Consider the following 18,634-nt stretch of genomic DNA (forward strand, 5'->3'; position numbering starts at 1 on the left):
TTTAAACAAAGCGCCCTATTCATTAGTGTTTTACTTTTAAGCGTTGCACTTGGGTCAGTACATCTTCAGCCTTGGCGCCTAGGTAAACGTAAATTGCCAGTGCAATCAACAGACCTACCACAGCAAACATCATCAATACAGCAGGTATAACATTCTCAGTTTGCCCGAGTGCTGCTTTAAACATGGTTAGTAAGGCTTCTATCGATACTGCAATCAAAATTGTTGAGATAAAGCGTGTGATCGTACGTCTTGTTGAGCTGTGGCGAAAAATATCCTTATGCATGAGGATTTCTTCTTCTAGAATTGTTTTACCTAAATCAAAAATAGCCAACGCTAAAGTAACAAAGATAATAATAGTAAATGGTTTAAGCGGGTCTGACTGGGTGTCTTCGCTAATCACTAAGTCCACCATTCCAGCAAACACTTTATATAACAGATAGAACACCAAGCAAAACAAACAAGTGACAATCAAGCCATAACCTACCTTAAAGTAAGGTGTCATTCTGGCTCGTTTGGTGTCTCCCATAATAAATTCAATCAGTTCTGTTAAACACACATCGATGACTAAGAACTGCTGCAAATTATTACCTGCAGGAATTGTTTTAATAACAGAAATACACAAGTGCTTTGTCGCCGTGGAAATATACGGCGATGTAAAGTGCGGCTCCGGCGTAGCAGAAGCGAGTAAAAAATAAGGCCGAGCACTTAAGTCCTGCCCTGCTCCAATATGACCCAGTTTCTTGCTGTATTGACGCTTAAAGCAGACATTATCACCTTGCTGAATGCCTTGTTCATTCAAGCAATATTGCAATTCTAGAAATGGATATTGATTGACGAGCTGTTGATAGGCTTGCTTGTTAGTCAACGATGCCTGAACACTGGCAAGTATAGAAAGAAGCAGTTCATGAATAAGCTGTTGTTGCTCTTCATATCGTTCTATAGCACTTAAATAACTCATTCTGGCCATCTTGCTTCCTCAAAGTAATGATATCAACTCTAGTTAAGCAAGGAAGACTCCAATTTTTATTTCTATTAATAATCAATTAGTTAATTTCGTGCACGGGAATGACATTAGAATAAAAGCACTATAAAGGTGCGCATTTTGTTTTATGAAGCACTAAAACGAAAAAAGCTGTAACTCAGTGAGTTACAGCTTTTTAATTTTGGTGCGGATGGGGGGACTTGAACCCCCACGGCCGAAGCCACCACCCCCTCAAGATGGCGTGTCTACCAATTCCACCACATCCGCATACAATTCTGTATGTTGTTAAGCTTTAAGTTTACTTGAGGAATGAAAACTGCTTAACGCTAATTAGCAAAGCTAATTAGTTAGGTACGTCAGACGTTTTATCTTCTGTCGCAGGCACATCAGATTGTGCTGGCGTTACAGTTTCAACAGCTGGCGCAGCTTCTAGGTTTTCCCACTCATCAGTCTTTTTGATTTGACCTGCAGTAAGGTTACCTAGAACAATACTTAGTACGAAGAAGATCGTTGCTAAGATTGTTGTTGTTTTAGTCATGAAGTTACCAGCACCTGATGAGCCAAACACGGTACCAGAAGCGCCAGCACCAAATGATGAACCCATATCTGCGCCTTTACCTTGTTGGATTAAAACCATACCAACTAATGCTAAAGCAACAATTAAATAAACTACTAATAAAATTTCGTACATCTTATACGGTCCCTTTTGCACTTTCACAGATAGCAGTAAATGAATCTGCTTTAAGACTCGCACCTCCAATAAGGCCGCCGTCTATATCTGGTTGTGCAAATAATAATTCGCTATTTTTTTCATTTACGCTACCACCATATAAGATGGTTAACTGCTGTGCTACATCGCTATCCGAAGAAGCAATCTTCTCACGGATAAATTTGTGCACGGCTTGCGCTTGCTCAGGAGAGGCAGTCTTACCTGTGCCAATGGCCCAAACGGGCTCGTATGCTACCACAGAATTCTTCAGTGCTGCTACACCTAATTTGCTAATTACAGCATCAATTTGAGCTGCAACCACTAATTCAGTTTCGTTTGCTTCACGTTGCTGCTCGCTTTCACCCACACATAGGATAGGAGTTAAGCCAACTTGCTGCGCTCGCGCAAACTTATCTGCAACAACGTCATCTGACTCACCGTAAATGCTACGACGTTCAGAATGGCCAACTAACGTATAAGCTGCGCCTAGGTCTTTGACTAGCTGAGCATCTACTTCACCCGTAAATGCACCTGCTTGATTTTCAGAGACTGTTTGCGAACCAAACGTGACATTTTGTTGCTGCAAAGAACTCAACAATGGGAATGGTGGAAACACCACTATATCCAGTTCATCCGTTTGAACATTTTTAATAGCAGTTGATAACTGTTCAACAAGCTCTAAAGAGCCGTTCATTTTCCAATTACCTGCGACCATCGGCTTACGTGTTGCCATTATTCCACTCCACATTTGAAAGCGGGCAAGATACTAACTCGACTTGCCCGAAGTTACAAGAGGTTATTGTTATGCCTCGGTTTGTTTGCTCACAGTTTCGACAACTTCAGCTATTTTGCGAGCACTATCAAGTACAACTTTTTCTTGCTCAGCTTCAACCATTACTCGAACAACAGGCTCTGTACCTGATTTTCGAAGTAATACTCGGCCTGTATCACCTAATTGCTCTTCAACATGCGCTACCATCTCAACTACAGCTTGATCTTGCGTTGGATCGGTACCTTGTGGGTAACGAACATTGATCATTTTCATTGGGTACTTTGTAAAACCTGCCCCTAAGTCTTGCAACGTTTTATTCTGTGCAACCATTGCCGCTAACACTTGCAAGCTTGAGATAATGCCGTCACCCGTACTGATTAAATCAAGATTTAATACATGGCCTGAGCTCTCACCACCGATTTTCCAGCCATTCTCTTGAAGCAGCTCCATCACGTAGCGGTCGCCTACTTTACTACGAGCAAAGCCAATACCGCGCGCTTTTAATGCATTTTCAAGGCCCATGTTAGACATAACAGTGCCAACAACACCCCCACCTAAAATATCGTCATTTGCAGCTTGACAAGCAATGATATAAACAATGTCATCACCATCAAATACACGACCATTGTGGTCAACCATCATTACTCGGTCACCATCACCATCGTAGGCAATACCAACATCAGCATTGTGTTCTAATACTTTGCGTTTAAGCGTTTCAACATGGGTTGCACCACACTCTAGGTTGATATTTACCCCATTTGGCTCACAAGCATGACAGATTACTTCAGCGCCTAACTCACGCATTACTGACGGTGCAATGTGGTATGTAGCACCATTTGCGCAATCGAGAACAATTTTTAAACCTTCAAGCGATAAGCCTTGTGGGAATTGGCTTTTGCAAAACTCAATGTAGCGACCATCCGCTGTTTCTAAACGACGCGCTTTACCAAGCTTGTCAGAGGCAACGCAGGTCATTGGCTCATCCATCATAGCTTCAATTTCAAGCTCAACATCATCTGGTAATTTTAAGCCTCTGCTTGAAAAGAATTTAATTCCGTTATCATGGTAAGGGTTATGAGATGCACTAATTACAATACCCGCTTCAGCACGGAACGTTTGCGTTAAATAAGCAACCGCCGGCGTTGGCATTGGGCCTAACAAAACAACATCGATACCAGCGGCGATTAAGCCAGCTTCAAGTGATGTTTCAAGCATATAGCCAGAAATACGTGTGTCTTTACCAATAATGACTTTTTTGGTACCAATTTTTGATAAAACGCGACCTGCAGCCCAACCAAGCTTAAGCGCAAACTCTGGAGTGATTGGGAATTCACCCACCATGCCACGTACACCGTCCGTGCCAAAATATTTTCTTGTTTTACTCATTTGTAATTCCTTTAGTACATGCTTGCCAAACGCTAAGCACATCAACTGTTTCTTGTACGTCATGAACGCGAATGATTTTTGCACCGTTTTGTGCTGCTATCAGCGCGCCTGCAAGGCTTCCCGCTAAGCGTTCATTGGTATCTCTATTTAATAAGTTACCGATCATTGATTTACGAGATAATCCCGCAAGAACCGGTAATTTGAATTGGTTAAATACATCAAACTTATTTAAGATTTGGTAATTATGAGCCAGTGTTTTACCAAAGCCAAAACCTGGATCTAAAATAATACGTTCAGACTGAATGCCCGCTTGCTCACACGCGGTTAAACGCTCTGCAAAGAATTCGTTAATATCAGCAAATAAATCATCATAATGTGGGTTACTTTGCATCGTACGAGGCTGACCTTGCATATGCATTAAACAAATTGCCACCTCTGGGTATTGTGCTAATACCTCTATTGCCCCTGGCTCTTGCAAAGCTCTGACATCATTAATGATATCAGCCCCTGCAATTATTGCTTGGCGCATTACTTCGCTTTTGCTGGTATCAATGGAGATAATACAATCGCTGGATGCTCTTAGCGCTTTAACTAAAGGAATAACGCGATCAAGCTCATCCTCAAGAGATACATCAGGTGCCCCAGGGCGGGTTGACTCACCACCTATATCAATTATTTTTGCGCCTTGATTTAATAACGTTTTAGCTTGTTTGACAGCGCTGTCGAGTTGGCAATAACTACCACCATCAGAGAATGAATCAGGAGTGACATTTAAAATCCCCATAACAACAGGGGAATCGAGGCGTAAAATGCGACCTCGCGGTAATTTAAGAGCGGTCATTTTTACTTAAACTTCCATGCATTTGCTTCACTGGACTCCACTGGAATAGTGAGCCAATTTTATGCTACAAAAAAGCCCCGGCATCCGGGGCTTTTGCTTTTTATATTCTAGCGATTATTCAGCTTTGTCATCAAGGCTTGTTTCATCCTTTTTTACTGAATCATCAGATTTAGTTTCATTAACTACAGGCTCAGCTTTCGCACTCGGCTTTTTATCGTCTGAACGGCGGTCATGAACATCACGTGGCTCACGTACAGGCTGACGTGCCATTAAGTCATCAATTTGACCCGCATCGATCGTCTCATACTTCATGAGTGCATCTTTCATCGCATGTAAGATATCAATGTTATCTTTAAGGATTTGCTCTGCACGTTGATAGTTACGGTCTGAGAATAAACGAACTTCGCTGTCGATAACTTTTGCTGTTTCATCAGACATGCTCATAGCACGGCTACCGCCGCCACCCATGTACATTTCGTTTTGATCTTCAGCGTAAAGTAACGGACCAAGTTTTTCACTTAGACCCCATTGGGTAACCATTTTACGAGCAATATCTGTTGCACGTTCAATATCGTTACTTGCACCAGTTGTCACTTTATCTTCACCGTAGATAAGTGCTTCAGCGATACGACCACCGTAAAGACTCGAGATCATTGACTCTAATAGCTCTTTTGAATGGCTTACACGATCTTGCTCAGGCAGGTACATAGTGACACCTAAAGCACGACCACGAGGAATGATAGACACTTTATACACTGGATCATGTTCAGGCACCATGCGACCAACAATCGCGTGACCCGCTTCATGGTAAGCAGTCATTTCTTTTTCCTGCTCACTCATCACCATGGTCTTGCGCTCTGCACCCATCATGATTTTATCTTTTGCAGCGTCAAATTCTGCCATGCTTACAACGCGTTTGTTACCACGAGCTGCATATAAAGCGGCTTCGTTAACTAAGTTTGCAAGGTCAGCACCAGAGAAACCAGGTGTACCACGTGCAATTACCGCAGCTTCAACGTTGTCACCTAATGGCACTTTACGCATGTGAACTTTAAGGATTTGTTCACGGCCTCGAATATCAGGAAGACCAACAACAACTTGACGGTCAAAACGGCCAGGACGTAATAACGCAGGGTCTAATACATCAGGGCGGTTCGTTGCAGCGATAACGATAATACCTTCATTACCTTCAAAGCCGTCCATTTCTACAAGCATCTGGTTTAGCGTTTGCTCACGCTCATCGTGACCACCACCCATGCCAGCGCCACGTTTACGGCCTACTGCATCGATTTCATCAATAAAGATGATACAAGGTGCTGCTTTTTTAGCTTGCTCGAACATGTCACGTACACGTGATGCACCAACACCAACAAACATTTCTACGAAATCAGAACCTGAAATTGTGAAAAACGGCACTTTAGCTTCACCAGCTACTGCTTTAGCTAGTAACGTTTTACCTGTACCAGGAGGACCAACCATCAACACACCTTTCGGGATGCTACCACCTAGCTTTTGGAATTTTGATGGGTCACGTAAGAAGTCTACAAGTTCAGTTACATCTTCTTTCGCTTCGTCACAACCAGCAACATCAGCAAACGTTGTTTTAACTTGGTCTTCACTCATCAGGCGCGCTTTACTCTTACCGAAAGACATCGCGCCTTTACCGCCACCGCCTTGCATTTGACGCATGAAGAAAATCCACACACCAATAAGCAGTAACATCGGGAACCAAGAGATTAAAATGCTGGCGAGGAATGACTGCTCTTCTGGCTTAACGCCTTTTACATTAACGTTGCTTTTTAAAAGATCATTCAAGATGTCTTTATCATACATAGGCATGATGGTTTGAAAGCGCTCACCATTTGTTTTAGTACCAGTAATCGTACCTGTGGTGCTTTCAATTGAGACTTCTTGGATAGCGCCACTGCGAGCGTCGCTAACAAATTGAGTGTAACTTGTTTGGCGATCTGCCTGATCACCACCATTAAAGCTCTGGAACACTGACATTAGCACTACTGCAATGACCAGCCAGAGTATTAGATTTTTCGCCATATCGCTCAAGGAGTTAACCTCTTGTATCCAATTAATTTAAATTCAACTTAACGCAGCACAACTGTACTACAGTTTGTAACCTGTCGCCACTATATATACTTCCCGAGAGCGGGCACGTGACGCATCGGGCTTTCTAATTTTCACTGCTTTAAAGCTATTACGTACTTCTTGTAAGTATTGATCAAATCCTTCACCTTGGAAGACTTTGACACAAAACGCACCATTTTTCTTTAAAACTTGGTGGCACATATCTAATGCTAATTCGACTAAATACATACTACCCGCTTGGTCCACTGATGTATTACCACTCATATTGGGTGCCATATCAGAAAAAACTACATCAACATTTTTTCCGTCAATACGTGTTAATAGTGCATCAAGTACCGCTTCTTCACGAAAGTCACCTTGCAAGAAATCAACACCTGCTAAGGAATCCATAGGCAAGATATCACAAGCAATAACCTGACCTTTATCACCAACCTTTTCAGCTAAATACTGTGACCAACTTCCTGGCGCAGCACCTAAATCAACCACCGTCATCGATGGTTTGATTAATTTATCTTTGTTTTGAATTTCGTCTAATTTGAATACCGCACGAGAGCGCCAACCTTTCTTTTGCGCTTCGTGAACATAAGGATCGTCGAAATGTTCCTTCAGCCAACGCTTAGAACTGGCTGAATGTTTTTTATTTGCCATAAAATTAATACGTAACTAATTAGTAATATTCTCTAGATGGCGTTAGAATACCCTTAATTCAAGCCATATTCAGCAAAATTTGTAACATGATGAAATTATCGAACAAACAAAAGCAGTTTTTAAAAGGCCAAGCGCACAGTTTAAAACCTGTTGTATTACTTGGTGCAAACGGATTAACCGAAGGCGTTTTAGTTGAAATTGAAAGCGCTCTAGAAATTCATGAACTAATCAAAGTTAAAGTTCCTACAGATGAACGTGAAACTAAAACATTGATTTTTGATGCAATTGTTCGCGAGACAGGCGCAACAAAACTACAAACAATTGGTCATACAATTGTACTGTATCGTCAAAGCGAAGAGAAAAAGATTCAATTACCGCGCGGTTAATCCTGCCTTGTGGAGTTTCGAATCAGAAAAAGCCAGCAGATTTGCTGGCTTTTTTGTAGGCAAAAATAATTTTCCATTAATTTGTAACTAAACTTTTTTACCTAAGCTATTTTTGCTCTCGCGTGAATTTAAGAACCCGATTGATAAACTCGGTAGTAAGCTCGTTAATTAACCCAGTTTCGGCATTAAGAACTAAGCTAAACCCGATGTTTAGATGCGGAAATATAACAATATCGCTGCGATAACCTTGTACCCAACCGCTATGGTAGTAAAGCACTTCATCATCATAATCATAAACACGCCAACCTAATCCATAATAAGCATCTTTTACATGTTCACGCCAAACCCTACGACGAGTTTCTTTTTTAGTATGTGTGTAAGGGCGGGTTTGTTTGATCAATGCCTCGAGTGGTAATACGTCAGGGTATTGCCCTAACTGTGCATTCAACCAAATCGCCATGTCATTTGCGCTGGCGTTCACTCCTGCAGCCGCAGGCACTTTATAATAGTTTTTCTTCAAGCGTGATGTATACCATCGTTTTCTGCCGCGCACATGAGGGTGAGCATAATTATCATCTTTTACCATCCCCTCAAAACCAACACTCGCATCCGCCATTTTTAATGGTGCAAAAATATACTCCGAAATCCAGTGTGAGTAATCCATCTGTGTTGATTGATAAATCACAGAATCAATCAAGCTAAACATCACATTTTGATAACCGTAACATTCACTTGGTTTGCAGATAGGCTCAACAGTCAATAGCCGCTCGACAATATCCGGGTAGCTCATACGCGACTCAATTAGGTTATCGTATGCGTTAGGTACCAAGCCACTAGAGTGACTCAAAATGTGATAAATTTTTAAGTCATCCTTATAAGCAGTATTAGCAAAAGCAGGAATAAACTTACTAATAGGGTCATCAATATTAAACTCCCCTTGTGCTGCCAGTTTTGCGGTTAATGAACCCGCAAAGGTTTTTGAGACGGATGCCAATCGAAAGCGGGTATGTTTATCGACTCTGCGGCCTTTTTCTATTTTTGTTCGACCAATACCGTTAATAAAATCATCATGACCAATATTTACAATTGCCAATGAGCCACCTGGGATCCCTTTACTTTTTAGTTTTCGGGTGAGGTGTTTATTATAATCAGCAACGAATGTTTGCCATTGCTTATCACTCGAAGCAGCTTCACCACTAACAAAAAGCAGTGTTAAAGGAAAAAGAAAGGAAATTAAAAATAAGCTGTACTTCATTATTTATTTTTTTAAGTCTGTTTAGGAAGTTTCTTATAACATAATATCATGAACTTTTGCCTCGACTAACGTACAATACGCTTAATCTTAATTATTTATGGGTAGATTATTTTTTATGCGCTTATTCGTGCTTTTATTTTTTGTTTTAATTTCAGTCGGTTGCGCCCTTAAGCCAGAGCCAGCGCCGTTACTTACAATGCCAAAAAAACCGAGCTTACAGAGCCAGCGTTTTCAAGTTGAGTATCAAACAGAGCATGCATCACCTAAAGTAAAATCGGTACAGCTACCAGCTCATACAGTAAGTAAAAATCAAACCGTCATGATAGTTGCCGACAAAACCAGTGTCACAGATACACTGTACTCTCAACTAACTGAGGCACTTACAGCTAAGCAGTTAAAAGTCGTAGCCGAAGGCGCACAAGCAGATTATACCCTATCTATCCATCAGCTTGATCTTGAGCTTATTGAAGAAACAGAATACCAATTGGTGAAACCCAAAAAGCCACTTTCCTTATTCGATGAAGTCGCCAAGCAATACCCTGTTCAACAATGTGCGACTATTTTAGGCCAAGTAAGTATGCGCCTAACTCATAAAAAAACAGGTGACGTTGTCTGGTTTGCAAAATCGTCTATTGATAGCGCAAGCTTTCACCGCGAGCCGCTAATCTACAGCTTTGAGCAACAACAACTAATAAAGAATGAACTTGAAGTAGCCAGTTTTGTGCATGAGCAAAATTCAGAGCAAGCACGTATGGCACGTGTGAATAAAGACGTGAGGATACCTGAGTATCAGACCATTACACGCATGGACATGTTAAAAAAAGAACAAGGCCCGTGTACCCGTACTGAAGTTAGTGCTCTTACGCCTATGATGCAATACTATCTTAGCAGTATCTTAATCGATAAAATCAAAGTTCAATAAGTAACTTTCGCTGTTTGTCTGCCCATAGGCAAACAGCGCCCTTCACTATCTCCTCAACATCATTTCATTCGTCTGTTGCTACATTTTTTTACAGATTACAGGAACTCATTAACAATATACTATATGCTATTACCCTTTCTTACAGACAGACAAGGAAGCCACGTTGCGAGCTCAAAGTACCCTATTTTTAATATGTTTAACCTTGCTAAGTACCCCAAGCCTAGCAAGTAATCGCTATTATGCCGACAATACACTAGAGCCTAGCCAAGGGTTCGCGTGGGACTGGGGTATAGGCGCTGGGTATTACATTGAAGACTCGTATCTAATAGGCATGGACTCTTACAATGATGGCTTTGAACCAGATATTCACCTTGCCGTTACTTACAACAATTTTTACCTTGATTATGATCAAAGCCAACTTAGTGGTGGCTTGACTCTGGGTTATAGTGTTATCGACAAATTTGAATGGGGCTTAGACCTAGTAGGCACAAATGTTCAATCTGGTTTTGATGATACAGGCTTAACTTTTTACGGTGACGAAGTCATCGCAGAACTCGAAGGTATAAAAAGCCGTAATTATGATTTTGATGTTGGCCTTCGCCTATCACGCCGTTTCGAAAACTCACAAATCTCATTTGAGTATTTACATGATGTTTCTGGTACCCACAACGGCTGGGTGATGAATTCATTTTTTAGTCAGATTATCCCTTGGCGAAATTGGGAGTTCCGCTCTGGTGTTGGCTTAAGTGCTTACTCTAATGATTTTACTGACTATTACTTTGGAATTTCACCATCAGAATCTTTATTAACACGCCCTGTCTATGATCCTGATACCTCGTACAGTTTAATTTTTGAATTCCATGCTGAATACCCTATAAATAGGCATTGGGTGTTTCTAACTGGCTGGCTTTCAACCTGGTTTTCTAAAGACATTCATCAAAGCCCAATTATTTCGCAAGAGTATCAGCATAAAGCCAAGGTAGGCGTGCGTTATGTTTTTTAAGTATTGTGTAACGTTAACAATATTATTTGCAAAACCCGTGTTTGCCCAAGATCAAGCAAATACAGATAATGCGTTAGTTGCATTGCCTGATACATGCGTAGCCTTACGTGAAGGTAGAAATTGCTTTGCCGAGGTGGATATAACCTGGCAACAACATAATACTGGCAATTACTGCTTACGCAACGCTCAAAGTAAACACATCATGCAATGCTGGTTAATGCAACAAAAAGGGCTATTTAGATACCAGTTTGATTCTGCTGAAAGTGTTGGTTTCGAGCTAATAAATAGTAATAACGGTAAAGTTGTCGCAAGCACCGAAATACAATTGCAATGGGTCTATAAAAATCGTCAGAAGAAACGACGTTGGCGATTGTTTTAACTAGGAGTGAATAATGGAACATTATGGGACCATCTTATTGGTTGAAGATGATATATCTCTTGCCAACTGGGTTGCAGAATATTTAATCGAACAAGGCTACCAAACAACACTATGTCAACGCGGTGACCAAGTTGTTGAGCAAGTACGTAAAACAAACCCAGACTTGGTTTTGTTAGATATTATGCTACCAGGGCAAGACGGTATTAGTGTGTGCCGTGACTTAAGGCAGTTTTATCAAGCCCCAATTATTATGCTAACCGCTCGTGATGATGAAATGGATGAAGTGATTGGCCTTGAAGTGGGTGCAAGCGATTATATGATGAAGCCCGTTCGTCCCCGTGCATTATTAGCACGTATTAAAGCGGCACTGCGCTCTAAAACTGATACGCAAGAGTCAACAGCCAACTCTGAACTAATAAATGTGGGTAAGTTATCAATTAATACTGAATCACGTACCGTTTACTTGGCAGATGAAGAAGTTCATATATCAAGTGCTGAATACCTTCTACTCCACTACTTAGCAAGTAATGCAGGCCAAGTTGTATCCCGCGACTCTGTGTTTAAAGCGACGAAAGGTCGAGAGTATGATGGCTTAGACAGAAGTGTGGATGTGCTCATTTCATCGTTACGTAAAAAATTTAATGATGACCCACAACACCCTGAAAAAATTAAAACCATCTGGGGCAAAGGCTATTTACTTGTTGCCACGGCATGGCAATAGCATTGAGCGCCTGTGAAAAAGTTTTATCTTTCGCTACTTGGTAGTGCTTTACTTTCAATCATTGTTTTGGGTTGGCTAATTGATGCTTTCAGTCAGCAAACCCAAGCTCCTCAAGATGTGTTTTCTAGCGAAACACAAATGATTAAAGGTTTTGCAAAACAAATCGCCAAGCTTGACGCTAAACAGCGCGAGCAAGCTATCACGGATATTAATCAAGACTTTGCAGTGCAACTTGAGTATCGCCCGACGCAATCGCTTGCACTTCCCCATTCTCTATTATCACAAATAACCCAACCTAGCGGTCTGATCCTCGAAGATCAACAAGGCTACTATTTACTTTATAGTGAAGCCGCTTTAGGCACGCACCACTTAAAAATGCGCCTAGATAAAGACTTAACACACGAGCAAGGCAACGATGTATTACTCACCTTGTTGTTCTACGCTGGGTTATGCGTATTTATGGGATTTATCATTGCGCCACTGGCCAAGCGTTTAACCGTTTTGAATGAAGCAGCAAAGCGCTTTGCCAAAGGTGATTTAAAAAGTCGTATTCACTTATCGCACTTTACTTATATCAAAGATGTTGAGCTGACATTTAACCGTATGGCGAGTCAAATTGAAAAGCTGCTTGATGAGAATAAGTTGATGGCATCGAGTTTATCTCACGATATTCGCACACCTATAGCCTGTTTACGGTTTGGCCTAGAAGCAGCGCAAGATTGTAGCAATGACGAAAAGCGCCTTGAGTATCTTGCTCGAATGGAAAACGACTTAGATCAAATGGAGTCAATGCTAAAAAGTTACTTGGCATTTGCAACCCTTGAGCAAAAAGCGAATCAGCTGACCTTTAATCATTCTGATCTAGAAACCTATATTCTGACTTTAATCCATCAAATTGAGCCTAAGCTTGAACAACAAGGCTTGCGAATTAATCACCTCATTGAAGGCGATGATATTTGTGCTGATTTGCACTGGTTAGCTCGGGCCATTGTTAATTTATTAAGTAATGCTTGCGACTTTGCTGAATCTGAAGTTTTACTCAGTGCAACCAGTACCAGTGAACTCGTTACCATAAAGATTGAAGATGACGGCCCGGGTGTCAGCGAACAAAACTGGCAAAAAGTATTTAGTCCATTTTTCCAAGAACAAACACATCGAAATCGGGATGGAGAAAGCTACGGGCTAGGTTTAGCCATTGTCGCTAAAGTTGCTGACTGGCACCACGGCACCGTCAGCGTTACAAAGAGCGAACAGCTCGGAGGCGCGTGTTTTACTCTTTCAATTCAAAATAAAAGCCTTTAAACATGTTTCAATTACGTTAATTGTCTCGTATTGTAGAGAACAATTGCACGAAATGTACGCTGACTTCAAAGATAACAATATATAGAACGAATTTGACCTAGATTAACTCTTTTTATTTAGTGTTAATTCAAGTAGATTGTCAGCGCCGTCACAAATAGAGAAGTAACAATAATATGAGCGCATCACGTGGGGAGTTCAGCTCCCGCTTTGGATTTATTATGGCAGCAGCAGGCTCTGCTGTTGGCTTAGGAAATATTTGGGGTTTCCCAACACAAACTGCAAGTAATGGCGGTGCCGCATTTTTAGTGGCTTATTTAGTATTAGCATTTTGTCTTGCTTATCCTGCTTTAATGGCTGAGTTAGTGATTGGTCGTCATGGTCAAGCAAATGCTGTCACTTCACTTCGAAAAGTAACAAATCAAGCATGGCAAAAAAAGTTTGCCTTCATAGTTGGCTTTGGCGGTATTATTTGTGCGGGCCTAATCCTAAGCTTCTATGCGATAGTGGCTGGCTGGATGCTGAGCGCTACACTTGAACCCGCAGCACAATTAGTGGGGCAAGAGCAAGCTAGCACTTGGCTTAGTGAGCAGTCACTATCAAGAAACCTTATATTTACTGCTACATTTATTATTTTAACCGTTGCGATTATCTCTAAAGGCGTCGAAAACGGCATTGAAAAATGGTCGAAGCGCTTAATGCCTGCCCTGTTAGGTATTTTGTTTATGCTGATCATCTATGTAATGACTCAAGATGGCGCAATGGCAGGCCTAAAAGCGTATTTAGTGCCAGACTTTTCATCGATTTTAAACCCTGAGTTATTAGTGAATGCGTTAGGGCAAGCATTTTTCTCACTATCGCTTGGTACTAGTGTGATGATCATCTACGGTTCATACATCAGCAAAAAAGAGAACTTAGTATCGTTAGGCGCTTATGTAACTTTAATCGATGTGTTCATTGCATTTGTTGCCGGTTTACTCATTATTCCTGCGATGTATGTAGCACAGGCACAAGGTGTTGAGATTTTCTCTGCAGAAGGTGCACTACTTTCAGAAGATACCTTAGTATTCCAAGTGCTACCGGCGCTTTTCACCAGCATGGGTGATGTGGGTATTTTTGTTGGTTTTGCTTTTTTCGCGTTAATGAGTATTGCAGCATTAACGTCATCAATTTCGATGCTAGAGGCACCTGTTTCTTATGCTGTTGAACGTTTTGCGCTAAAGCGAGTGCAAGCGACTTGGATCATTGGCGGTATTATTGCCCTTATCAGTTTTATAATTGTCTTTAACCTAGGCACCTTGTTTGGCTTTGTGATCACCTTAACAACTAAGATTGGGCAACCTATTCTAGGCTTAATGTGTTGTATTTTTGTTGGTTGGATTTGGCATCGCGGGTCGTTACTAAAAGAAATTCAACAAGGGTGCCCAGAAGCTGCTAGTAGTTTCTTTTGGAAAGTATGGCCATGGTATATCAAGTTTATTTGCCCACTCGCCATTGCACTCGTATTCGCGAACTCTTTGTTAAGCTAGCAAGCATTTATGTTTGAAGTGGCCTCATAGGCTACTTCAAACACATATCCTGATGTGGAATGCCATCTTCTAAGTAATCATTCCCCACATTTTCAAAACCAAATTGCTGATAAAACCCTGTTAGGTAACACTGAGCACCAATCATAATCGCTTTATCAGGCCAATGCCTCTTACATGTATCTATCGCAGTTTGCGCCAGCTTACTTGCCAAACCTTCACCACGAAATTGCTCTGCTACCAGCACACGACCAAATGCGCTAAATTGCTCATTCTTATTATAGCAGCGTGCATAAGCTGCTACTTGCTGACCTTTAAACAAGAACACGTGTTGGGTCAGCGCATTGTTATCCACTTCGTCAATTTCTGGGTAAGGGCAAGTTTGCTCTACCACAAATACATCAACCCGCACTCGTAAAATGGCAAATAACTCATCTTTACTGAGTTCGTTATAACTTTTAATAGAAAACATAACGCTCCTTTTTGAAGACAAAAAACCCAGCCGTAGCTGGGTTTCTAGCTTTTTAATACATGAGTTTAAGCAAATAATCGTTCTAACTGATCACACAACTGCGATAGGTTTACATGATCATGCTCAATCGTTAAATCGACATAACCATCCCCTCTAAAGGCACGATCAAGCTCAATGAGTACATGAGTTTTATGCGCTTCAGGCACAAACGACAACTCAATCTCTTGTAAGCCAAATAGGCTTCGGCTATTTGGGCGATATTCAAGTTCTTGATAACAGCCTGAATGCGATTGAAAAGTAGGCGCTTTTAAATAACCCTTTTCTACATCTGCTTTCACTAAGCTAAAACCAAGTCTATCCATCGCTTCCATTAACGTGCTTACAGCGTCATTAGGATAAATGTGTAATGCATCACGGTCAGTTGGATCAAGGGCTAGATCAATGTCTAAGCCTGTTTCAAGCCAAACATGCGATTGGTTATAACCAGCGTTAATTTCAGTGATCGGGGTTTCAGAATGTAGGCGTGCTTCAAATGGGATATGCTTTTCAGCGCCCGCTGCAATCATGCCAATATCTGTAATTCGCCATTTTTCTATCACATGGTTTGTAAAATACTCACCGTCATCACTTTCAACTTTCACACGGGTCATAAGTGCTAGGTCTAAACCCGAAATTTCCTGATCAACATCACCACCTTTGATGACTATCACGGCATTAAATTTTTGACCAGGTTGTAAATGCTCTGTCTCAAGTACAGTGTCAACTTTTGCTGCACCAATACCTACTGATGCAAGGATTTTCTTAAACATCTATTCTCCTTAAGCCAGCTTCTTAGTTATGGCTTAAATTCCTTTGTTAATGCATCTTAACCACAATTAAAAGCTATTGTCAGCGAAAAAATGTTGCTTTTGGCGGATTAATCAATAAATCATGGATAAGTGCTTATTTTTTGAACTCTTCTTGCTCGATATTGTTTTCCAATAACGAATATTTCGCTACACTGCTAGCAAATGAAGCTAAAAGAACAATTATGGAACTTATCTACTTTGCTACCGCTTTCGTGTTTGGCTTTGCCATTTATCAATTAAAGCTACCTCCTCTCATCGGCTTTTTATTAGCAGGCTTTGCGCTTAATCTTTATGGCTATAAAACAACCGAACTACTAAATACATTAGCAAACCTCGGTGTAACACTATTACTTTTTAGCATAGGTCTAAAACTTAAAGTGTCTAATTTAATGAAACCGCAAGTGTGGGCGCCTGCCTCAATGCACATTGTTCTGAGCAGCACGCTGTTTAGTGGTTTTATGTTACTGCTAGGTGCCCTTGCACTGCCTTTATTTAGTGAACTTACTTGGCAAAGTGCATTGTTAGTCGGCTTTGCTTTTAGCTTTTCAAGTACCGTATTTGCCGTAAAAGTATTGGAAGAACGCGGTGAGATGGCAAGCCTGCATGGTAAAATCGCCATTGGCATTCTAGTTATGCAAGATATCTTCGCTGTTATCTTCTTAGCCATCAGTACAGGTAAAGCACCGAACATGTGGGCACTGGCATTATTAGTGGGATTGCCTATTTTACGTCCAGTGATGTTTTGGGTATTAAATCGCTCAAAACACGGTGAACTATTACCTTTATTCGGGTTTTTCTTTGCACTAGTTTTAGGTTACCAAGCATTTGAATTTGCAGGTCTTAAAGGTGATTTAGGTGCGTTGATTATCGGTATGATGTTCGCATCACACAAAAAAGCAGGTGAGTTATCAAAGTCATTACTGAATTTAAAAGATGTGTTACTGGTTGGCTTTTTCTTAAATATTGGTTTGAATGCCGAACTGACAAGTCACGCAGTGATTGTTGCACTTATCATTATACTCGTCTTGCCACTAAAAGTTGCACTTTATTATGTACTGACAAACGCATTTAAGTTACGTGCTCGTACTTCGTTATTAAGTGCATTTAGCTTAGCCAATTACAGTGAGTTTGGCCTAATCGTTTGCGCAGTTGCAGCTACCAGCAATTTAATTACTTCTGAATGGCTGGCAGTTATGGCTATTGCAGTTTCAATCACATTTGTTTTAGCCTCGCCTCTTAACAAACGATCTAATGAGATTTATGTCAAAATCGAACATTGGCTACTTAAGTTTGAAAGTGACAGCCGTCTTGCTGAGGAACTACCTGTTAATTTAAATGATACTAAAATCGTGATATTTGGCATGGGCCGTATTGGCACGGGTGCTTATGAAACGATTAGCCAAACCCATCCAAATCTTGTCGCGGGTATTGATATCAAACCTGATGTAGTAGAAAAGCACATCAAACGTGGTCGTCGGGTATTACTCGCTGATGCAACAGACCCTGATTTTTGGCAACGTGTAAATCATTCACATGTAGGTATGGTAATGCTCGCTATGCCTAAACATATGCAGAATATTTTTGCTTTGGAGCAACTACGAGCCTCAGGTTATCAAGGACAAGTTACTGCAATTGCCAATTATCCAGATCAGCAAAAAGAACTAGAAGATATGGGCGTTGACTCTACTTATAACTTTTATTTAGAGGCAGGAAGTGGTTTTGCAGAGCATGTAAAGCAAAAACTTTTTTCTTAGCACCTAAAATAATTATTGGTACTTAAGGATGACACCAATAATTATCTCTAAAATTTTCAGCAAGTTGCATAGTCAGGTTAAAATCACCTGTTTTTTAGTTCCCTTTATTAGGTCAACTCTATTTACAAAGCTTTACATGTAGATTAGCAATCACCAATAAAAAAAGAGTAGAATCCTAAGAGTACTAATAGCTTAGTATCTATTTTTAACACAAAGAAGTGACACAGTATAAGCATATGCGTAACTGTAAACTGATTAGGGTTGTTTCAATGAAGAATAAGTTTACCAACGAAGTTTTGGCAGACACGGATGATGCGCGTTCTGGGAAACTTTCAGACATTCAGCAGCAGCTTGATGAATTACAACAAAATGGCATGACCCCAATGGATATAAGGGCGGTGCTTTTTAACAAGATGCTCGATATCTATCAGGTACCTAATGATCACTTTCTGAGAGATGCAGAAACACCAGAAAGAATTGATGATCCGTCTATTGCATTGCAATTGCAACAGCTCGGTTTTTCAAAAAAACCTCGATATCAATTACACTAACTACTAGGCATTACTCTAGTAGTATCTATTCTGAGGGCCTACCTCCCTCACTAAATAGGCTGTTTCTTGCCCGTCACAGC

The 18,634-nt window shown here is 40.8% G+C and carries 19 protein-coding genes and 1 tRNA gene; 9 read left to right on the forward strand and 11 right to left on the reverse strand.

All coding sequences use genetic code 11. From position 1 onward, the window contains the following. Positions 1-22: 22 nt before the first annotated feature. The 8 genes from ISP07_RS01450 to rlmE all read right to left on the reverse strand — a co-directional run bounded on the left by ISP07_RS01450 (position 23) and on the right by rlmE (position 7,438). The gene (locus tag ISP07_RS01450) at positions 23-967 is read right to left on the reverse strand and encodes a general glycosylation pathway protein (protein ID WP_138601582.1); all 945 of its coding nucleotides are present in this window, start codon (positions 965-967) and stop codon (positions 23-25) included. Between the two features lie 197 nt (positions 968-1,164). Continuing rightward, positions 1,165-1,249 (reverse strand) — tRNA-Leu (locus tag ISP07_RS01455). 76 nt (positions 1,250-1,325) lie between these two features. Then, positions 1,326-1,673, reverse strand: coding sequence for a preprotein translocase subunit SecG (gene secG, locus ISP07_RS01460; protein ID WP_054551698.1), 348 nt, complete (start codon positions 1,671-1,673; stop codon positions 1,326-1,328). A gap of 1 nt (position 1,674) precedes the next feature. Beyond that, a complete protein-coding gene (gene tpiA / locus ISP07_RS01465) occupies positions 1,675-2,424 on the reverse strand; it encodes a triose-phosphate isomerase (RefSeq protein WP_054551699.1) in 750 nt (249 codons plus the stop codon). Between the two features lie 69 nt (positions 2,425-2,493). Then, positions 2,494-3,849: a phosphoglucosamine mutase gene (gene glmM / locus ISP07_RS01470; protein ID WP_138601580.1), complete on the reverse strand. Its 1,356-nt coding sequence runs from the start codon at positions 3,847-3,849 to the stop codon at positions 2,494-2,496. Then, positions 3,842-4,690, reverse strand: coding sequence for a dihydropteroate synthase (gene folP / locus ISP07_RS01475; RefSeq protein ID WP_209326561.1), 849 nt, complete (start codon positions 4,688-4,690; stop codon positions 3,842-3,844). The genes glmM and folP overlap by 8 nt, the downstream gene beginning before the upstream one ends. A 114-nt stretch (positions 4,691-4,804) precedes the next feature. After that, on the reverse strand, positions 4,805-6,742 hold the full coding sequence (gene ftsH, locus ISP07_RS01480; protein WP_054551702.1) for an ATP-dependent zinc metalloprotease FtsH: 1,938 nt from the start codon (positions 6,740-6,742) through the stop codon (positions 4,805-4,807). Positions 6,743-6,808: 66 nt separating this feature from the next. Next, positions 6,809-7,438 (reverse strand): 23S rRNA (uridine(2552)-2'-O)-methyltransferase RlmE, encoded by a 630-nt coding sequence (rlmE, locus tag ISP07_RS01485; protein WP_054551703.1) that lies wholly within the window; start codon positions 7,436-7,438, stop codon positions 6,809-6,811. Positions 7,439-7,527: 89 nt separating this feature from the next. On the opposite strand from rlmE, the gene yhbY reads away from it, so the two are divergent. Next, complete coding sequence (gene yhbY / locus ISP07_RS01490; RefSeq protein WP_054551950.1) at positions 7,528-7,824, forward strand: ribosome assembly RNA-binding protein YhbY; 297 nt, start codon at positions 7,528-7,530, stop codon at positions 7,822-7,824. A gap of 106 nt (positions 7,825-7,930) precedes the next feature. Here yhbY and ISP07_RS01495 read toward each other — a convergent pair whose 3' ends face one another. Beyond that, a complete protein-coding gene (locus tag ISP07_RS01495) occupies positions 7,931-9,079 on the reverse strand; it encodes a serine hydrolase domain-containing protein (RefSeq protein ID WP_209326562.1) in 1,149 nt (382 codons plus the stop codon). A gap of 115 nt (positions 9,080-9,194) precedes the next feature. On the opposite strand from ISP07_RS01495, the gene ISP07_RS01500 reads away from it, so the two are divergent. From ISP07_RS01500 to ISP07_RS01525, 6 genes are all read left to right on the forward strand, one after another. Next, positions 9,195-10,001: a hypothetical protein gene (locus ISP07_RS01500; protein ID WP_209326563.1), complete on the forward strand. Its 807-nt coding sequence runs from the start codon at positions 9,195-9,197 to the stop codon at positions 9,999-10,001. A gap of 163 nt (positions 10,002-10,164) precedes the next feature. After that, on the forward strand, positions 10,165-11,004 hold the full coding sequence (locus ISP07_RS01505) for a MipA/OmpV family protein (RefSeq protein WP_166338989.1): 840 nt from the start codon (positions 10,165-10,167) through the stop codon (positions 11,002-11,004). Continuing rightward, positions 10,994-11,383, forward strand: a complete 390-nt coding sequence (locus ISP07_RS01510) for a DUF3019 domain-containing protein (RefSeq protein ID WP_138601568.1) — start codon at positions 10,994-10,996, stop codon at positions 11,381-11,383. Before ISP07_RS01505 ends, ISP07_RS01510 begins: the two co-directional genes overlap by 11 nt. A 13-nt stretch (positions 11,384-11,396) precedes the next feature. Then, entirely contained in the window at positions 11,397-12,104 is a 708-nt protein-coding gene (locus tag ISP07_RS01515) for a response regulator transcription factor (RefSeq protein WP_054551708.1), read from the forward strand. Between the two features lie 12 nt (positions 12,105-12,116). Continuing rightward, entirely contained in the window at positions 12,117-13,406 is a 1,290-nt protein-coding gene (locus ISP07_RS01520) for an ATP-binding protein (protein ID WP_209326564.1), read from the forward strand. Between the two features lie 173 nt (positions 13,407-13,579). Then, positions 13,580-14,932: a sodium-dependent transporter gene (locus ISP07_RS01525; protein WP_209326565.1), complete on the forward strand. Its 1,353-nt coding sequence runs from the start codon at positions 13,580-13,582 to the stop codon at positions 14,930-14,932. 31 nt (positions 14,933-14,963) lie between these two features. Here ISP07_RS01525 and ISP07_RS01530 read toward each other — a convergent pair whose 3' ends face one another. Together ISP07_RS01530 and ISP07_RS01535 are read right to left on the reverse strand one after the other, a co-directional pair. Continuing rightward, on the reverse strand, positions 14,964-15,401 hold the full coding sequence (locus ISP07_RS01530) for a GNAT family N-acetyltransferase (protein WP_209326566.1): 438 nt from the start codon (positions 15,399-15,401) through the stop codon (positions 14,964-14,966). Between the two features lie 65 nt (positions 15,402-15,466). Continuing rightward, positions 15,467-16,210, reverse strand: a complete 744-nt coding sequence (locus tag ISP07_RS01535; protein ID WP_054551711.1) for a sporulation protein — start codon at positions 16,208-16,210, stop codon at positions 15,467-15,469. A 221-nt stretch (positions 16,211-16,431) separates the two neighbouring features. On the opposite strand from ISP07_RS01535, the gene ISP07_RS01540 reads away from it, so the two are divergent. After that, positions 16,432-18,003 (forward strand): cation:proton antiporter family protein, encoded by a 1,572-nt coding sequence (locus ISP07_RS01540; protein ID WP_054551712.1) that lies wholly within the window; start codon positions 16,432-16,434, stop codon positions 18,001-18,003. 269 nt (positions 18,004-18,272) lie between these two features. Then, a complete protein-coding gene (locus ISP07_RS01545; RefSeq protein WP_054551713.1) occupies positions 18,273-18,554 on the forward strand; it encodes a hypothetical protein in 282 nt (93 codons plus the stop codon). Positions 18,555-18,634 lie beyond the last annotated feature (80 nt).

Source organism: Pseudoalteromonas sp. PA2MD11 (assembly GCF_017808125.1).
In the GTDB taxonomy this organism is placed as follows: domain Bacteria; phylum Pseudomonadota; class Gammaproteobacteria; order Enterobacterales; family Alteromonadaceae; genus Pseudoalteromonas; species Pseudoalteromonas simplex.

What these genes read in the sequence shown, in the direction of transcription:
- ISP07_RS01545 (WP_054551713.1), top strand. Translation starts at nt 18,273, where the DNA reads ATGAAGAATAAGTTTACCAACGAAGTTTTGGCAGACACGGATGATGCG.
- ISP07_RS01525 (WP_209326565.1), top strand. Translation starts at nt 13,580, where the DNA reads ATGAGCGCATCACGTGGGGAGTTCAGCTCCCGCTTTGGATTTATTATG.
- secG (WP_054551698.1), bottom strand. Translation starts at nt 1,673, where the DNA reads ATGTACGAAATTTTATTAGTAGTTTATTTAATTGTTGCTTTAGCATTA.
- glmM (WP_138601580.1), bottom strand. Translation starts at nt 3,849, where the DNA reads ATGAGTAAAACAAGAAAATATTTTGGCACGGACGGTGTACGTGGCATG.
- ISP07_RS01515 (WP_054551708.1), top strand. Translation starts at nt 11,397, where the DNA reads ATGGAACATTATGGGACCATCTTATTGGTTGAAGATGATATATCTCTT.
- ftsH (WP_054551702.1), bottom strand. Translation starts at nt 6,742, where the DNA reads ATGGCGAAAAATCTAATACTCTGGCTGGTCATTGCAGTAGTGCTAATG.
- folP (WP_209326561.1), bottom strand. Translation starts at nt 4,690, where the DNA reads ATGACCGCTCTTAAATTACCGCGAGGTCGCATTTTACGCCTCGATTCC.
- ISP07_RS01510 (WP_138601568.1), top strand. Translation starts at nt 10,994, where the DNA reads ATGTTTTTTAAGTATTGTGTAACGTTAACAATATTATTTGCAAAACCC.
- ISP07_RS01495 (WP_209326562.1), bottom strand. Translation starts at nt 9,079, where the DNA reads ATGAAGTACAGCTTATTTTTAATTTCCTTTCTTTTTCCTTTAACACTG.
- ISP07_RS01530 (WP_209326566.1), bottom strand. Translation starts at nt 15,401, where the DNA reads ATGTTTTCTATTAAAAGTTATAACGAACTCAGTAAAGATGAGTTATTT.
- rlmE (WP_054551703.1), bottom strand. Translation starts at nt 7,438, where the DNA reads ATGGCAAATAAAAAACATTCAGCCAGTTCTAAGCGTTGGCTGAAGGAA.
- ISP07_RS01500 (WP_209326563.1), top strand. Translation starts at nt 9,195, where the DNA reads ATGCGCTTATTCGTGCTTTTATTTTTTGTTTTAATTTCAGTCGGTTGC.
- ISP07_RS01535 (WP_054551711.1), bottom strand. Translation starts at nt 16,210, where the DNA reads ATGTTTAAGAAAATCCTTGCATCAGTAGGTATTGGTGCAGCAAAAGTT.
- ISP07_RS01540 (WP_054551712.1), top strand. Translation starts at nt 16,432, where the DNA reads ATGGAACTTATCTACTTTGCTACCGCTTTCGTGTTTGGCTTTGCCATT.
- ISP07_RS01450 (WP_138601582.1), bottom strand. Translation starts at nt 967, where the DNA reads ATGGCCAGAATGAGTTATTTAAGTGCTATAGAACGATATGAAGAGCAA.
- tpiA (WP_054551699.1), bottom strand. Translation starts at nt 2,424, where the DNA reads ATGGCAACACGTAAGCCGATGGTCGCAGGTAATTGGAAAATGAACGGC.
- yhbY (WP_054551950.1), top strand. Translation starts at nt 7,528, where the DNA reads ATGAAATTATCGAACAAACAAAAGCAGTTTTTAAAAGGCCAAGCGCAC.